22 protein-coding genes are annotated in these 13,934 nt (G+C 35.1%); all 22 read right to left on the minus strand.

What is annotated here, in order from left to right:
* Positions 1–527: 527 nt before the first annotated feature.
* Positions 528–1,388 (minus strand): AraC family transcriptional regulator, encoded by an 861-nt coding sequence (locus tag JKP73_RS12420; RefSeq protein ID WP_200411320.1) that lies wholly within the window; start codon positions 1,386–1,388, stop codon positions 528–530.
* 205 nt (positions 1,389–1,593) lie between these two features.
* On the minus strand, positions 1,594–2,343 hold the full coding sequence (locus JKP73_RS12425; RefSeq protein WP_200411321.1) for a class I SAM-dependent methyltransferase: 750 nt from the start codon (positions 2,341–2,343) through the stop codon (positions 1,594–1,596).
* A gap of 356 nt (positions 2,344–2,699) precedes the next feature.
* Positions 2,700–3,239 (minus strand): GNAT family N-acetyltransferase, encoded by a 540-nt coding sequence (locus tag JKP73_RS12430; protein WP_200411322.1) that lies wholly within the window; start codon positions 3,237–3,239, stop codon positions 2,700–2,702.
* Positions 3,240–3,347: 108 nt separating this feature from the next.
* Positions 3,348–3,890, minus strand: a complete 543-nt coding sequence (locus JKP73_RS12435; RefSeq protein WP_234447109.1) for a GNAT family N-acetyltransferase — start codon at positions 3,888–3,890, stop codon at positions 3,348–3,350.
* Between the two features lie 522 nt (positions 3,891–4,412).
* Entirely contained in the window at positions 4,413–5,018 is a 606-nt protein-coding gene (locus tag JKP73_RS12440) for a hypothetical protein (protein WP_200411323.1), read from the minus strand.
* 142 nt (positions 5,019–5,160) lie between these two features.
* Positions 5,161–5,691 (minus strand): NUDIX hydrolase, encoded by a 531-nt coding sequence (locus JKP73_RS12445; RefSeq protein WP_200411324.1) that lies wholly within the window; start codon positions 5,689–5,691, stop codon positions 5,161–5,163.
* Between the two features lie 126 nt (positions 5,692–5,817).
* The gene (locus JKP73_RS12450) at positions 5,818–6,255 is read right to left on the minus strand and encodes a DUF722 domain-containing protein (RefSeq protein WP_200411325.1); all 438 of its coding nucleotides are present in this window, start codon (positions 6,253–6,255) and stop codon (positions 5,818–5,820) included.
* Positions 6,256–6,553: 298 nt separating this feature from the next.
* Entirely contained in the window at positions 6,554–6,718 is a 165-nt protein-coding gene (locus tag JKP73_RS12455; RefSeq protein WP_200411326.1) for a DUF3954 domain-containing protein, read from the minus strand.
* 107 nt (positions 6,719–6,825) lie between these two features.
* A complete protein-coding gene (locus tag JKP73_RS12460; protein ID WP_200411327.1) occupies positions 6,826–7,197 on the minus strand; it encodes a RusA family crossover junction endodeoxyribonuclease in 372 nt (123 codons plus the stop codon).
* A 1-nt stretch (position 7,198) separates the two neighbouring features.
* Complete coding sequence (locus JKP73_RS12465) at positions 7,199–7,456, minus strand: lysophospholipid acyltransferase family protein (RefSeq protein ID WP_200411328.1); 258 nt, start codon at positions 7,454–7,456, stop codon at positions 7,199–7,201.
* Between the two features lie 124 nt (positions 7,457–7,580).
* Complete coding sequence (locus tag JKP73_RS12470) at positions 7,581–7,781, minus strand: DUF6011 domain-containing protein (RefSeq protein ID WP_200411329.1); 201 nt, start codon at positions 7,779–7,781, stop codon at positions 7,581–7,583.
* Positions 7,782–7,783: 2 nt separating this feature from the next.
* Complete coding sequence (locus JKP73_RS12475; RefSeq protein WP_200411330.1) at positions 7,784–8,557, minus strand: ATP-binding protein; 774 nt, start codon at positions 8,555–8,557, stop codon at positions 7,784–7,786.
* A gap of 9 nt (positions 8,558–8,566) precedes the next feature.
* On the minus strand, positions 8,567–9,265 hold the full coding sequence (locus JKP73_RS12480; RefSeq protein WP_200411331.1) for a DnaD domain-containing protein: 699 nt from the start codon (positions 9,263–9,265) through the stop codon (positions 8,567–8,569).
* Between the two features lie 110 nt (positions 9,266–9,375).
* Positions 9,376–9,543, minus strand: a complete 168-nt coding sequence (locus tag JKP73_RS12485) for a hypothetical protein (RefSeq protein WP_200411332.1) — start codon at positions 9,541–9,543, stop codon at positions 9,376–9,378.
* Complete coding sequence (locus tag JKP73_RS12490; protein ID WP_200411333.1) at positions 9,540–10,091, minus strand: NUMOD4 domain-containing protein; 552 nt, start codon at positions 10,089–10,091, stop codon at positions 9,540–9,542. Before JKP73_RS12490 ends, JKP73_RS12485 begins: the two co-directional genes overlap by 4 nt.
* A complete protein-coding gene (locus tag JKP73_RS12495) occupies positions 10,092–10,892 on the minus strand; it encodes a recombinase RecT (RefSeq protein ID WP_200411334.1) in 801 nt (266 codons plus the stop codon).
* Complete coding sequence (locus JKP73_RS12500; RefSeq protein WP_200411335.1) at positions 10,892–11,071, minus strand: hypothetical protein; 180 nt, start codon at positions 11,069–11,071, stop codon at positions 10,892–10,894. The genes JKP73_RS12495 and JKP73_RS12500 overlap by 1 nt, the downstream gene beginning before the upstream one ends.
* 1 nt (position 11,072) lies before the next feature.
* Entirely contained in the window at positions 11,073–12,005 is a 933-nt protein-coding gene (locus tag JKP73_RS12505; protein WP_200411336.1) for a YqaJ viral recombinase family nuclease, read from the minus strand.
* Between the two features lie 213 nt (positions 12,006–12,218).
* A complete protein-coding gene (locus JKP73_RS12510) occupies positions 12,219–12,434 on the minus strand; it encodes a YqaI family protein (RefSeq protein WP_200411337.1) in 216 nt (71 codons plus the stop codon).
* Between the two features lie 149 nt (positions 12,435–12,583).
* A complete protein-coding gene (locus JKP73_RS12515) occupies positions 12,584–12,799 on the minus strand; it encodes a hypothetical protein (RefSeq protein ID WP_200411338.1) in 216 nt (71 codons plus the stop codon).
* A complete protein-coding gene (locus tag JKP73_RS12520) occupies positions 12,799–13,008 on the minus strand; it encodes a helix-turn-helix domain-containing protein (protein WP_200411339.1) in 210 nt (69 codons plus the stop codon). The genes JKP73_RS12515 and JKP73_RS12520 overlap by 1 nt, the downstream gene beginning before the upstream one ends.
* Positions 13,005–13,820, minus strand: coding sequence for an ORF6N domain-containing protein (locus JKP73_RS12525; protein WP_200411340.1), 816 nt, complete (start codon positions 13,818–13,820; stop codon positions 13,005–13,007). Before JKP73_RS12525 ends, JKP73_RS12520 begins: the two co-directional genes overlap by 4 nt.
* Positions 13,821–13,934: the final 114 nt, after the last annotated feature.

Here is a 13,934-nt window from a genome sequence, read left to right on the forward strand (position 1 = left end):
GGTAAATTTCGAGACAATCAATGATATCTTTATTTTCATCCTGCAAAGTAGTAATTAATGAACTTTGACCCTCTATTTTTATTATCTTTTAACTGGTATCATAAGGCAAAACAAGAGCACGAAATAAGGTCTTTCTCGTTCAATGTAATTCAACACAAACTATTAATTGAACTGTAGACAGATTGTCCAATCTCGTTAGCGAAATGCCTAATAGTTACTGGTTCAGGTGAAACACTAAAATGATATTTATCTATAGAAAATCCAATTATAAATATTCCATGATCAGAATACATCGGGATACTCCATTTAATTGACCGTCCAATGTGTGGAAATTATTAGCACCATTTTAAAACTTCCGCCATTTATCACGACGTTCAGGTTATCAACACCTGCTAAAAATGTTTCAAATACTTCCATGTCATTCTCTCCCGAATAAAATTAATTTTCCCCATTATGCCTTATAAAGAACAAACGGGTACAATTCTTATTAACTTCTTGCACCCGAAAGATGGTATGAAGACTCTACTTTAATTATTTCGTTTTTTAACAGGAACCCAAATTTCTGTTGTTGTATCGTCAACACCCTTAACAATTTCAGGTGCTTCATCTAATTCATATCCAGATGTAGGGAACCATTCGGTATAAACCCGTTCCCATGTCGTTGTTAATGCTTCGGGCATTTTTCCAACAGCGTCAAACACAGCCCATGTTTGTTTTGGAATGTTTAGTACTGATAATCCTTCTGGACAGTTTTTGGTAGAAATGACCGCAATGTAATATTCAAGGTCTTCATCTTTTTTTTCCTCTCCATGACATGCATTGGCGGTGATGTTCAGAATTCCTTTTAAATCTACATCTCCATCCTCTAGTTCATGAAGTTTGTTATAATCATCTTCTCCCATTGTACTCCATAACTTAGGATTGAAACCTTCTTCGTCTGTATTTACCAATTCTTTAAAGCCAATGATCTTGAATGATTCTTTTTCAACAAATTTGTAGTTCATTTTTACATCTCCCTTAACCGCAATTTGGAAGGTCATTCGAGGATAAGCTTTCAATGGGACGACTTCATTATTTTTGACTGAACTTGGGGTTACTTCGTGTAGCGTTTGAAATGCTCTTGAAAATGAATCTGGTGAATTGTAACCATACTTAATAGCTACATCAATGACTCTCATGCCACCTTTTTTCAAATCAAAAGCAGCTAAGGTCAAACGTCTTCTACGAACATACTCCGCTAAAGATATACCTGCTATAAATGAAAACATACGTTTAAAATGATGTTCAGAAAAACAGGCAATCTTTGCAATTTCTCCATAATTTATCTCCTGATCTAAATGGTTTTCGATATAGTCTACCGCTGCGTTCATATTTTCAAGCAAATCCATTCAAATAACCTCCTTTCGCTTTTAAGGATAGCAGAATCGTTATTCAATAATCCGATAATTTCTGTTCAGGTTTGTAGGATGTGTATAAATAAGCAAAATAAACTTTATCATGAACAATTTTTCTTTTTCCACAATCTGGCCCTATTTTGCATTACTGGACGCAGTTCCTTGCTCCATAATTGCTCCCTCTACTTGAATAGCAAAATTACTTTTTAGCTACTATTAAGAACCTTTTAGAATTTGTACTTATTCCTTTTTTGGTTCGATTGTTTTCTATGAAATCGTTCAGTATATTAAAGTCCTTCTCTTCCTGACCAAAATAAGGGATGATTGGCGTATGTTTAAGTAAAAAAATAAGGTCTTCAGGTGTTTGATAAAAATCATCAGCGTTGTAATCAAAGGATTGTACATCTGTAAAACCTGCTTCTTTAAGTTCTCTTATATATCTCCCTCTTAATGTTCCATCCACTTCTTCAAGAGCTTGCCCTCGACCAAAAGCTCTTTTTAAATTTAATTTATCAGCTTCACTTACTTGTTGCGTTAAAAAAGTTCCACCAGTTCTTAAAACCTTGGCTACTTCAGTTGCATAAAAAGGTGCGTGACAACTTGAGATTACATCAAAAAAACCATCAGGAAATTGTAAATTATCAGAAGGCATTTGGTGAAATCGAACGTTTGATATATTTGCTTTTCTAAGATTTGTTTGAGCTGTTTCCATCATTCCACTTGATATATCAATCCCAATTAACAGAAGTAACGAAGAAGCAATTTTTAATACATTCTCTCCTCCACCTGTACCGACGTCTAAAAGAATATCTGAACTTTTGCACCTCTTAGTTACTTCTTCATAAAAGTCCCACTTGATGCCTTCAACCGTAACTTGCAATTTACTAAAATCCCATCCGTTTATTTTTCCAACCTTATCGTAAAAGTTTTTATATTCTAATTCATTCATTTTAAAACCTACCTTTCAAATGTTAAAAAACAAGTCACATTAACAGTGTCTTGGCTTCGCAATTAAGCATGTCAACCTACAACGTTCTAAGTTTTTGATTCCGTGAAAAAGATAGACTACTCTCTTGATGGCTCGTACGCGTTTTTTCTATCCCGAAAACTAATTACTTCGAACAATAAGGAAAGACATTCCATTCACCTCATTTGAAAGATTATATTTTTATATTCTCTATTGATGTTAAATTTCCCTGCCCTGTTTATTGATGATTTAAAGCTTAGATTCACATTGCTATTTCCTACTCTTATTCAAGATAATGGCCCTATTCTGAAATAATATTCATTCCTGATAAGCAGCCTTTAATTGAGGAACTCATTTTTTAATATACTCATCCTTAGTCGATCAACAAACTCACCATTTCTTAAACGGTCTTGTCTTAAAATACCTTCTTCAACGTACCCCATTCTCCTATAGGACTTAATTGCCTTTTCATTATCTACTTCCACTCTAAGCCAGATTTTATTTAGTTCTAACTGATTGAATCCCCTTAGCAGCATTTCATTCATTGCAGATAGACCATATCCTTTGCCCCAATAGTTTTTATCCCCGATAGCTATCCCTAATTCAGCATGTTTGTTTAACCTATCAATGTTTTTTAAGTCTATCCATCCTATATGTTTCCCATCCTCGGTAATGATGGCTTTTTGTTCGTATCCGTTTGTTTTGTTAATACACTTTTGGATCCAATTTTGAGTTTCCTCTCTACTGAAGGGTGGATATTTCTTCGGCATATTTAAATGCTTTGTTACTTCTTTATCCAGACACCATTGATAACGGTCTTCAACGTCATTCAACGTTAAATCCCTTAATTTAACACTTGGTAAGTTGGCTTGATTCATTTTTCTTCCCCCATCTTTCCTGCAATCAAATTTACCAACATGCAACAATCTGGTCCAACTGACAGACAAATCTATTACGCAACTACGCCCATTAATTTGATAAAAAGACTAAAATATAGTCTTAATATCGTCCCAACCATATACAAGTTCGTTTAACCCTTTTCCTAATACTTCAATCCTTACGCTATCTATTTCCTTTGCTCCAAGATGCTCATAAAATAGCCTTGATTTATTTTCTTCCAATACTGATACTGCCATTGAAAAAATGTTTTTGTCTTTTAAGCTTTCAACGACAGGTTTAAGCAATAATTTGCCTATCCCTTTTCCTTGATGTTCTTTAAGGATATAAATTGCATATAATTCCCCCTTATAATCAGGGTATTTACCCGTTCTTTCCTCTCCAGCATTGGAGAAACCAACTATTTCACCTTTATTATTTTCCGCAACAAATACATCCTGCTTAAGTATAATATCTTTCCACTTTTTTTCTCTGTTTTCATAAGTCATCTGTTCCAAATACTCATCTGGAACAATATTGTTATATGTAGTTTTCCAACTATTCACCTGTACTTTTGCAACACCTAAAGCGTCGTTTGAATTAGCTTTTCTAATCTCCATAACACACCTCAATTCAAAAATCATTTTTTTCATTAGATGTCCCGATTGCTTAACAACACATTTTAATTATTAGTAATTAAATAATGTGTTGTTATTCTGAATCTAATTTATATCTAATAAATGTAAAAAGACTGTAACCCAAGGTATATGTTATAGTTAAAGTAATAAAGTTAGATACATTTTGACGAAATACAAGAATCAAAATTACAAAAAGAAACATATTTATCAAAACCAGATTAACGATTGTCCGAACGAACAAGGGGTAGTTTTTTGATTTAATTCGACGATCCAAAGTAGTGGCTAGCAACCCCATAAACAACACAAAAAATAATCCAAATAACGATATGGATAGACTATTTTGCTCGACGGTAAAACTAATATAAAAAACAGCTACAGATAAAACAACAAAAAGTAAAATCGTAATCCACACTTCAGTTCTTGTTGTCCATTTCATCTTTATTACCCCTTTAAAGCAATTTTGTTCTGCAAAATGGCCCTTTTCTTTAAGATTAGGATCTGGTCTTTATTCCGGAAAGCCCCCGTTAATTGAAGAATCTATTCAAAGCTCTGTTTAGAGTTTATGCGATTATTAGCTAAATGGAAAATCGAATACCCTATAATATTAAATAACATAAACACAATAACCCAGCCAATATTTAATCTATTTTGGTCATAGGCCTTTTTTAGGGACCAAACAGTAAATGAAAACCAATAAAAGATAACACCTAAAAACAAGACTAAAACACTTAAAGTATGGAAACTTCTTCTTTCCGTTACTATATACCAATTACTGTCACCGTTACCAGAAGGAAGTAAGTCTACAAATAACGATGTGAAAGCAAAATTTCTGCTGTACTCGAAATTTGGTTTTACGCTTTCGACATAATCGAATACCTCCCTATAACCATCTATATCTTTAACATTGTAAACTTCGACTTTTGAAATTTGATTAGTATTCTGGACTATTGTATTTAATTTATTTTCCATACCTTGTGAACCATCTTTAATAATAGAACGTACTTGTGTAGAAACAACTCCATTCTCTTGCAAGCTTTCTGATTCCTTTGACTGAAGAATACTGAAAAAAAGCAAGGCTAATACAATAGAAACTAAAGAAATGTACAACAAAAAATTTGAATAACTTTGAAGATTCTTTTTCAAACTGAACACCCCTTTTGTTAAAGGTATGTCCAAGAAAAGAAAATGATGAAAGGCTATTATTTATCTAACAATATGGCTCTTTTACGTAATACTGGTACTTATTATTATTTCCTGAAAAGCACCCGATTGTTTTATAAATTGTTTACTGTCCTTTATCTTGGTTGTGTGCCCCCATGTTGCATCTCATATCAAATAATAATTCAATCAACGACCCGTGGTAAGGAATAAATAAGCCTTCCGAAATCATATTGATGATGTCATCTTTCGACGCCCACTTTACCTGTTTCACTTCTTCAGTCGGTAGTGTAAGGTTTGAGATGTCTAAACTAGTTTCAATGAGATAATAATCATCAAATCCATTTTCAAAGTTAACAGTTAGGGAGGGGCGGCTGTTTTGAAGATTAAGTGTGTAACCAATTTCCTCTTTTACTTCTCTTTCTGCGGCTTGTTGACTGTTTTCACCCGCAACAGCGCTTCCTCCTACGGTAATATCCCACAAGTTCTTCCAATCTCCTTTATCTGTTTGTCTCTGTTGAATCAACATTTGTCCAAATTGATTAAACAGACAAACATGAATCACTAAATGATAAGCATCTTGTTCGAATGTATCTCCACGATACATTTGCCTGTCCGTCAGATTTCTATCCTTGTCGTAAATATCCCACTTCTCCATACTTCCACTCCTTAATGTTACATTGTCTGTTCCAACTATGACGAATTAGGTCAATCCCGTTAACTGTCTCTATTCAGAATGGTGCACTCTTATTCAATTATCTGGCCCGTTAATTGAACAATATACTCATCTCCACCCCAACACTTCCACAGTTATTTGTATAATCTCATCTCTCCAACGCATTGCCTGCCTTTTACTTACATTCAATTCTAAAGCAATGCCATCCCAAGTCAATCGTTTGTTGGACCAATATTTTACTCTAATTAACTTCTTATACTCATCCGGTAATGCATTATAAACTTGTTCAATCGCATCAGCTATTTCTGTTAGATGATTCAATTGTTTATGAGTGGTTAATCTAGTTGCGATTCGTTCTGTTGGATTACCAGGATTTCTTACTGAGTTAGCCCCTTTTACAATCGTTGGATCCTCTGGATCCTCATCAAATGGATTCATGATGTTATCACGTAATCTAGCAATTTCTTTTAATGTATGATAATAGTTATACCATTCCGACTCAACATGTTTAAATGTTATTTTCTTTGGCTTAATTGCTGTTTGCATGGTTTTCCTCCTCAAAATAAAAAAGGACACCAAACGGACAGCTTATATCTGTCATTTAGTGCCCTGGTTGTTCCAGTAGCTTATTATTTTTCGACCAACACTTTCTGTATTTTTTTCGCATCCTCAATTGATTGATTATAAAGAGTCGTTAATTCATAACCTTCTTCTTTTGAAATCATTCTTGAAATTTCATATATTCTATTTTTCTTCTCTCAAGCGCTCCATTTCAGATTTTACTCTTAGAGATTTTTTACCAACATTTATTAATGGTTTTAAATCGTTGCCATTTTATACCCACCTATTTCGTATACTTAACCTCATATCGACCAAGCTTGCCATCCTGCCATCTCTGAATGATCTCTCCAAATCCCGTTGGTGGCTTATCCAATTTTTCAAGTTTCCCTTCAATAACTCGATATACCGCATCCTCGTTTAAATCTACAGTTGCTTTTAGTTCTTTCATGACCTAACCCCCACATCTTAAAATAAAGCCAATCTGAGCGTTTCTATTTTTAAAATGAATAAATCTACTAATCTAGTAATAAAACGCCCAGAATCGGTAGATATATTTTAATTTGCTATATTTCCATAAGAATCCAATTCATAAATTTCAATCTCTGTCCGTTGATCTTCTTTTTCGCAAGGAATAATCCTTGATTCCATGTGTTTAACCTGGCTATCATCCTTGTACACGATCTTATTGAGAGCATCGGTCACACCTTTGAATAGGTTGTCGATGTCAGCCCTGTTTCCATGTATAAAATGTGTTAGCCTAACACCTACATGCCCCTCAATCGGTTTTCCTTTTATATGCTGCTTAGCAATCCATCCAACTTGCCTTTTATAAACCAGATAACGCTGTGCGTATTTATTTTTATACATGCTCTTTTTAGTCATTCTGACAGCTGGTACTGGCTTTCCTCGTATGGTAAATTGAATCATTTTATCCCCCCTTCATCCGATAAGCAAACGCACGTTTAATCTTGCCTTTTCGTGATTGATGGAATAAAGCAAGAAACACTTCATCTGGATGCCTTCGAATCTTAAAAGCTATCTGCTCTACGTCCTTGCCATTGTTCCATTGCTTAGTAATTTCTTTGATTTGATGCTTGGGAAAAGCAAGTTCTAAATCTTCCAGTACAAATTCGTAACCGCCTGTCTCTGGTAGGATAGGTACATTTGATAAGCTCGCTGTATTCATGCCGACTCCCTCATTGATTGCTCCAATCTAGCTTTTAAGCGTTCCAAATCGCTATCATCCCGAACAAAGTTACAATGACTGTCTGGGCATGGTCTAAATTCTAAAAAGTAGCCGTTATCTATACTTAGACCGCCTGTTCCGTTGCAGGTTTTACACATGAATTATCCCCCTCTAAAACCTCGTCTATTGTTACCTGATTCTTTTCAAATTCTTCATCGGCAATTGCATTTAAATGCTTCTCATAACAAACAGGACCATAACCACGTTCAATGCTCTTTTTATCCTTTAGCTTTCTGCCACAAGTGGCGCATTCTGTGTGATTCATGATTAAAACTCCTTCCTGCGATAATCTCTACCGTTCATTTTGATTGGCTTTGTATCTTCCATCATGCGAGAGAAATTACGTTCGCCTACCCATTCCGTTAACTGTTCGCTATTCAAGTTCGTTGTGAAGATCGTGGCTTTGCCAGATCGTTCATCGAATATTTCAAAGAGTTTTGGTGTTGACCATGCCGTTTTATGTTCAGCGCCAATATCATCAATAACCAGTAAATCTACCCTGCTCATAATTCCTAATAATTCATCTTCTGTCGGTCCACCATTGTTGTAAGTGTCTTTGATCTTTGTTAGTAGCTTCGGCACTGATATAAACACAGATGTATAACCTTTTTTCATCAATTCTTTGGTTATCGATACAGATAAGTGACTTTTTCCAGTTCCATAACTTCCAGAAAATAATAGATTTTCTTTACCAGTAAAATTACTTACATAGTCCATTGCTTTCTGTTTTGCTTCTTGTAGTTGGTTAGTAGTAGGTTCGTAGTTTTCAAATGTAGCCTTTTGCAAAGGTCTATTTAACAAGCTATGGTTATTGAAGTATTTCAGCATTTTTTGTGTTTTTAAGCGTTCAGCACGTTTCTTTTCTTGATCTGCCAATCGAATATCTTCGCATTTACATCCGACATTGACCCTTATCCATTCGCCTTTATTTGGTCCGCCTGTTAGCTGCATTTCTTTTTGTTGCACTTCTCGACGGCAGGCATCGCATTCAAATGTTTTAATTAATCGTTCTTTAGGCTTTCTTACCTCGATCTGTTCCATAGCTACCTCCTAAAATCCGTAATTATAGCCATTGTCCTCAGCTTCTTTTACTCTTTTTGGCTTAAATGGAATGGTGTTATTTGTTTTCTTAGCCTTAAAGTCTGTTTCATATTTGCGAGCATCTTCTAATGTTTTTACGCCAGCTTCCTTCCAGTTCTTCAAAATACCTTCAACCATCTTCACGCCTTTAGCTTCTGCCTTAGCTGCAACTTTCATAGAAGCCATTAAAAGATCTTGTCCCCATTCATCAAACCATTGAGTAATTAACTCAGTGTTATATGGTGATTCGCTAACGCCTTTTTGTAAGTTCAATTGATAGAATTGAAAAACTTCCGCAAATTCCTGTTCGTTACTACTACTAAATAATTCTTTATCATTCTTTACATTCTTTACATTCTTGTTTATGTTCATTTGATGTTCATTTGATGTTCTTTTGTTGTTCAGTTGTTGTTCATTTTCTTGATAGTCAACCCATTTAGATATAGTGACAATGCTGTATTTGTTCGTTTTTTTGATGTTCAACATTTGCCACTTTTCGAGATTGTTCAGATACCGCCACCATGAAATCTCACTTTGCTTATGTTTCGGTTTCATTCCTTTATTTAATTCTTCAGTAAGCGATTTTCTGCCAGTAACAAATTGCCCAGGTTCAAGGGTGATGATTTGATTACCGACAAGAACTTCTCTTTCTTTATGCGTTGCTTTCATTAAGCAAAACATCCATAGTTTAAGGTAATTAGGATCATCCCAAACAGGACTATCCATCAGCTTTCTATACAGTTTTATATATCCTTGCAAAACACCACCCCCGACCTGTATTACCTATTAATCTCACAAACTGCAAACCTACCTGTTACTTTCAAGACTGTATAACCTGGATAACGTTGCATATAATCTAATACCAGACGTTTGATCTCTTCTTTATCTTGCGCCTGCTCGAATATCCAAGCAGGCAGCAAGACTTTTGTTTGATTACTCCCTATCATGATGTTCTTTCCTTTAAATTCTGAGTAACAGAACGCCACGAAATTCCTAACTTGATGTCTGATATTGTTCTCTTTTTAACACCATATTCTCTTGCTAAAGTAACACCACGTTCTCCTCTCATAAGCCTTTCGTGAATATCAACTACCTGTTTAACTGTTAATTTAGCTTGATGATGCCCTTCGCCTATACAACTGTTTAGATTAGTTACATAAGCGTGTTTATTATTTTCTTCTCTTGTAACCCATTCGAGATTATTAACTTTATTGTTTAATTTATTTCCGTTTATATGATTAACCTCATATTTGTTCTCAGTATTTGGAATAAACATAAAAGCCACCAATCGATGCACTCTCATCTTTTTACTTTCTCTATTTCTGTATAGACTCACATATAAATAACCTTGTTTCGACTTAGCTGGTTTCAATAGTTTTCCACGCCTTTTATTACCACCGAATATTTCTCTATCTAACGAACGAACACGACCGAGATTAGAAACCTCATAACCTGCATAACCATCAATTTGTTTCCAAATCTCATTTCTATACAATCAGTTCCCCTCCCCAAAATCTATCTCTTGTTCATCGTTAATCTCTGAAAAATCAGCATCTATAATGTCCTGTTCATCAAATTCGTTAGCTTTTTCGATAGGATCTTTATTGTCCTCTACAATGCCTTTCTGCATATCAATAGAGAGGATACCCCATTTATTCAACATGTTCCTAATAACCGTTTTCTTTGCCATGGCATCCCTATCTTTCTTCCAACCAAAATCTGACTTACTAAACCTTTTCTTATGTTTTTCTATTTCTTCTTTAGACCAATAAACCGTCTTTCTAAAGCCATTGATCAATTCAAAATATCCTGTGTAGCCAATTACCTTGTCCGATTGTTTCTGTTCAAAATCAAGCTCCATTTCTTCTGTTAAACGGTTAAATGACTGTAACTCTCCCTCATAAACCTCGATCACGTTAATATTCCGATATTGCCCTGTTCTAAGTGCTAATTGAATGTAACCTTTATAACCTAGTTGAAATTGTGCTTTTCCGCCGTATGGAACAATCCAGGCATAACCTAAGTTTTTATCGATGGGAAGGTCTAACGTTGCCGCAACTAGCGCACTTGTAACAACGGTCATTGGTTCTGCTTTTTGCAAATATGAGTCGTTTGAATATAGGTTTAATAATGATGACATGAATTGTGGTGCTTTCTTATCAAGCACTTCATCAAATTTCTTTCTCATTGTTGGTGTGCTTAGTAATTGTTTCAGTCCTAAATTATTAGGATTGACCTGATTACTCCCTTGAGTTTTATTAGCGATCTGATTCTTAACTGAGTCATTTGTAGCCATTATTCATTCACCTTTCTTTTAGCAGTAATATGAGTTTCGATTGAACCGAAGTCACCTTCATAATTCTTGCCTTCAGAACTAGGACGATTAAAAATTTTAATTGCGTGTTCAGCGTTGTAAGCTGTGATTTCAAACTCCTTGATTATTTCTTTCACTTCTCTCACAACGAATTTAGGCATATTATCCAATCTCCTTCACGTTAAATTTACGGTATGTGGTGGTCTTTAAAACTGAGTTATAAACATCAGGGTATTTACTCTTTAGAAGCTTGCTGTCGACCCTGTTTTGTTTTACTGGCTTCCAATCCACTTGATAATTCTTTACAAAACCTGTTTCTGCATCTTCAAGCTCTTTTTTGATCTGATTTTCCGTTTGTTTTTGCAGTTCTTGTAATTGATTGATATTGGCTTTCAATTCCAATAAGTTGTCCAACTTTTCTTTATAGTCAAAGCCAAGATCAATGGTTTTTCCTTCTTCTGTTTTGGCATAACGTTCTTTAAGAAACTTCTCAGCAGCGCTTGAACCGTCTAGAGATGGCGGATTATTCCCTAGTACATGGTGATTCCAGAAGTGAACCTCAGCATCGATTATCATTTGAATCAATTCTTCATCACGTTCAATTTCTTTCCAGACAAACTTTTGACCGCCAATTAATACAGCGATATATGCCTTTTCGTAATCTGTAACGCCTAGATAATGCTGTACTTGTACCAAATAAGCTTCTGGAATTTCTTCACTATCCCAGTCTTTAGCTAGAAACATACTGGCTGTTTTACACTCAAGAAGCGCATTTTCACCAACGACCTTCCGATCAATGTTTGCCATAATAAAAGGATGTTCTGGATGCTGTAACATGAAGTTATTTTTACGCACCCTCTTGCTTGACCGGATTTCAAATTCTTTAGCGACCATATCTTCTAGCAAGCTTCCAAAGTAAGCAGCTTCCCCTGCTGTATCTTCTATATTGGTTTGACCTGTTTTCTCTAGCCATAATTCGAAAGGTGTACGGTATTTGTTTAATCCAAGGATGATGGAAGCATCGCTTCCACCAATCCCTTTTGTACGTTCTTGCAGCCATTCTTGATGGCTCATTTCTACTGTGCTTTTAGCCATTGTTAACACACTCCTTAATGAACTAATTTATTTATTTTCGTACCGCAAATCTTGCAGTAATTCACATCTATACGATGTTCAGTGTTCTTACAAACCGGGCATTGATAATTCAAAGTCATTCCTCCCTTGCCCTTATCTAGCTAGTGAAGTATAATAAGGGGAATCGCTATATTTCTACATCAATTATTGAACCCATTCCCAGTGGGTTCTTTTTTATTGTGCTTCTTCATACGTTGCGCCCAACAATTCTAATACTTCTTTCGATTCTTCACTTAATGAATCGACCAAGAAAAACTGATCTTCTAAAACTAAAATGTCATCTTCAGGAAACACATCATTCCCAAGAGCATCCACAGTGTACTCATTTCTTAAATGATTCATTACTGGATAACCAGTATCCATGATTCTTGCGATCAAAGGATGTTCCATCTTATCCCTCCTAACTTGTAATAAGTGTGTATTCAAGAAACACAATCATTCCAATGAAACCAACCCATATCTTGATCATATGGAATTTTTCATCCATAGAGCCTGTCCCTCACTTCTTCAATATTGGTATCACTTTCAGCAAGAGTTTTTTAAGTTGCATCCCATTCATCTTTGTTATATTTCTTGTTACTCATATCTACTAAGTAATCAATTGAGTTTAGTAGTTTAGTAGAATGGATACGCGCTTGTTCCAGATCATCATCCAATAAATTTAATGCTGTTTCATTGAGTAATCCCAACACTCGAAAATATTCTTCGCCGGCTTTTGAAGCTTCCTCTGGTAGGGAATGTTTTTCTAAATTCATCAGCCTACCCCCAATTCTTTAACATTTTCTAAGTCTGAAAAGTCCTTACCAGCATTACGCTTTAGGAAATCTTCTAATTCGAAAGAGGATATTTTCATACTACCGAGCTTTAAGCCTTGTAGATGTCCATACTTGATGAGATCATAGACCTTGTTTCTGTTTACTCCCAAAACCTTTCCGACTTCAGCTACTGTATAGAGTTGCATCATGAAGCTTCAACCTCCACATCGTTTTTTATAGCCAATTCTTTTACTACAGCTATATAAATTTCTGTTAATCTAGCATCATCAGCAATAACATCCATTTTGTTTGTTTTGTCGATTCTTGATTTTGCTGCTCCCTCGAGAGCCATTTTTCTTCGTTTGTTAATAAGTCTTACAGACAGTTGACATTTCGCTCTATCCTCTAATAATTGATAACTTTCATTACGAACATCTTGATATGCTTCAAATCCCCCTCGAAAATTAGCAATTTTATTGATAATGGCATTAATTTTTTTACGCCATTCCGTTGGATTTAAAGCTAAAATGTTACTTACGTTGTCTACTTTGTCATTTGTGGCTTTAATCTCTTCTGATAGTTGATGTGTGGCTAGTTCCGTTTTAGCAATTGCTTTGAATAGTCCATCAAACATTTGTAATTCAGGACTTAATTGTGATGTATCAAAAATTTTCTCCTTCGCTTTAAAGTAGTATTTAACTAATTGACGTTGAACCGACCACGCTAGCTCATCTTGAAATGATTTTACTAACATCAGGTATCCTGACTCAGTAATAAGAGTTAAACCTCTGTTAGGAATTTCTAAAGTACGAATTTCGTCCTTTTGAATAGGTGTAACAATGAAATAATCTTCACCTTCTACAAAGTGCCTTTTATTACTCGTAAAATTCCTTTTGGCAGTTCCGCTTGAACGTTTGTGTAACTCATCAATCTCAGCTAATGTAACTACTCGTTGTCCTTTATATTCCTTTACTTGGATCTCTTTTGCCTGATCATTAATAACAATACTTAACTTATTCACACTAGACCTCCTAATTAACTACGTATAATTTCGGTAGTATTTCACCATTCCGTTTTTCATAGACGGTTACTCCGTGATCGATTGCACATTCTTCCATAATCGACCTTCCAGTTC

The sequence above is a fragment of the Virgibacillus salexigens genome (genome assembly GCF_014905415.1).
In the GTDB taxonomy this organism is placed as follows: Bacteria; Bacillota; Bacilli; order Bacillales; family Amphibacillaceae; genus Virgibacillus; species Virgibacillus salexigens.

Coding starts and splice junctions, on each gene's coding strand:
- JKP73_RS12420 (WP_200411320.1), bottom strand. CDS start 1,388: ATGGATTTGCTTGAAAATATGAACGCAGCGGTAGACTATATCGAAAAC.
- JKP73_RS12425 (WP_200411321.1), bottom strand. CDS start 2,343: ATGAATGAATTAGAATATAAAAACTTTTACGATAAGGTTGGAAAAATA.
- JKP73_RS12430 (WP_200411322.1), bottom strand. CDS start 3,239: ATGAATCAAGCCAACTTACCAAGTGTTAAATTAAGGGATTTAACGTTG.
- JKP73_RS12435 (WP_234447109.1), bottom strand. CDS start 3,890: ATGAAAAAAATGATTTTTGAATTGAGGTGTGTTATGGAGATTAGAAAA.
- JKP73_RS12445 (WP_200411324.1), bottom strand. CDS start 5,691: ATGGAGAAGTGGGATATTTACGACAAGGATAGAAATCTGACGGACAGG.
- JKP73_RS12450 (WP_200411325.1), bottom strand. CDS start 6,255: ATGCAAACAGCAATTAAGCCAAAGAAAATAACATTTAAACATGTTGAG.
- JKP73_RS12455 (WP_200411326.1), bottom strand. CDS start 6,718: ATGAAAGAACTAAAAGCAACTGTAGATTTAAACGAGGATGCGGTATAT.
- JKP73_RS12460 (WP_200411327.1), bottom strand. CDS start 7,197: ATGATTCAATTTACCATACGAGGAAAGCCAGTACCAGCTGTCAGAATG.
- JKP73_RS12465 (WP_200411328.1), bottom strand. CDS start 7,456: ATGAATACAGCGAGCTTATCAAATGTACCTATCCTACCAGAGACAGGC.
- JKP73_RS12470 (WP_200411329.1), bottom strand. CDS start 7,781: ATGAATCACACAGAATGCGCCACTTGTGGCAGAAAGCTAAAGGATAAA.
- JKP73_RS12475 (WP_200411330.1), bottom strand. CDS start 8,557: ATGGAACAGATCGAGGTAAGAAAGCCTAAAGAACGATTAATTAAAACA.
- JKP73_RS12480 (WP_200411331.1), bottom strand. CDS start 9,265: ATGAAAGCAACGCATAAAGAAAGAGAAGTTCTTGTCGGTAATCAAATC.
- JKP73_RS12485 (WP_200411332.1), bottom strand. CDS start 9,543: ATGATAGGGAGTAATCAAACAAAAGTCTTGCTGCCTGCTTGGATATTC.
- JKP73_RS12495 (WP_200411334.1), bottom strand. CDS start 10,892: ATGGCTACAAATGACTCAGTTAAGAATCAGATCGCTAATAAAACTCAA.
- JKP73_RS12500 (WP_200411335.1), bottom strand. CDS start 11,071: ATGCCTAAATTCGTTGTGAGAGAAGTGAAAGAAATAATCAAGGAGTTT.
- JKP73_RS12505 (WP_200411336.1), bottom strand. CDS start 12,005: ATGGCTAAAAGCACAGTAGAAATGAGCCATCAAGAATGGCTGCAAGAA.
- JKP73_RS12510 (WP_200411337.1), bottom strand. CDS start 12,434: ATGGAACATCCTTTGATCGCAAGAATCATGGATACTGGTTATCCAGTA.
- JKP73_RS12515 (WP_200411338.1), bottom strand. CDS start 12,799: ATGAATTTAGAAAAACATTCCCTACCAGAGGAAGCTTCAAAAGCCGGC.
- JKP73_RS12520 (WP_200411339.1), bottom strand. CDS start 13,008: ATGATGCAACTCTATACAGTAGCTGAAGTCGGAAAGGTTTTGGGAGTA.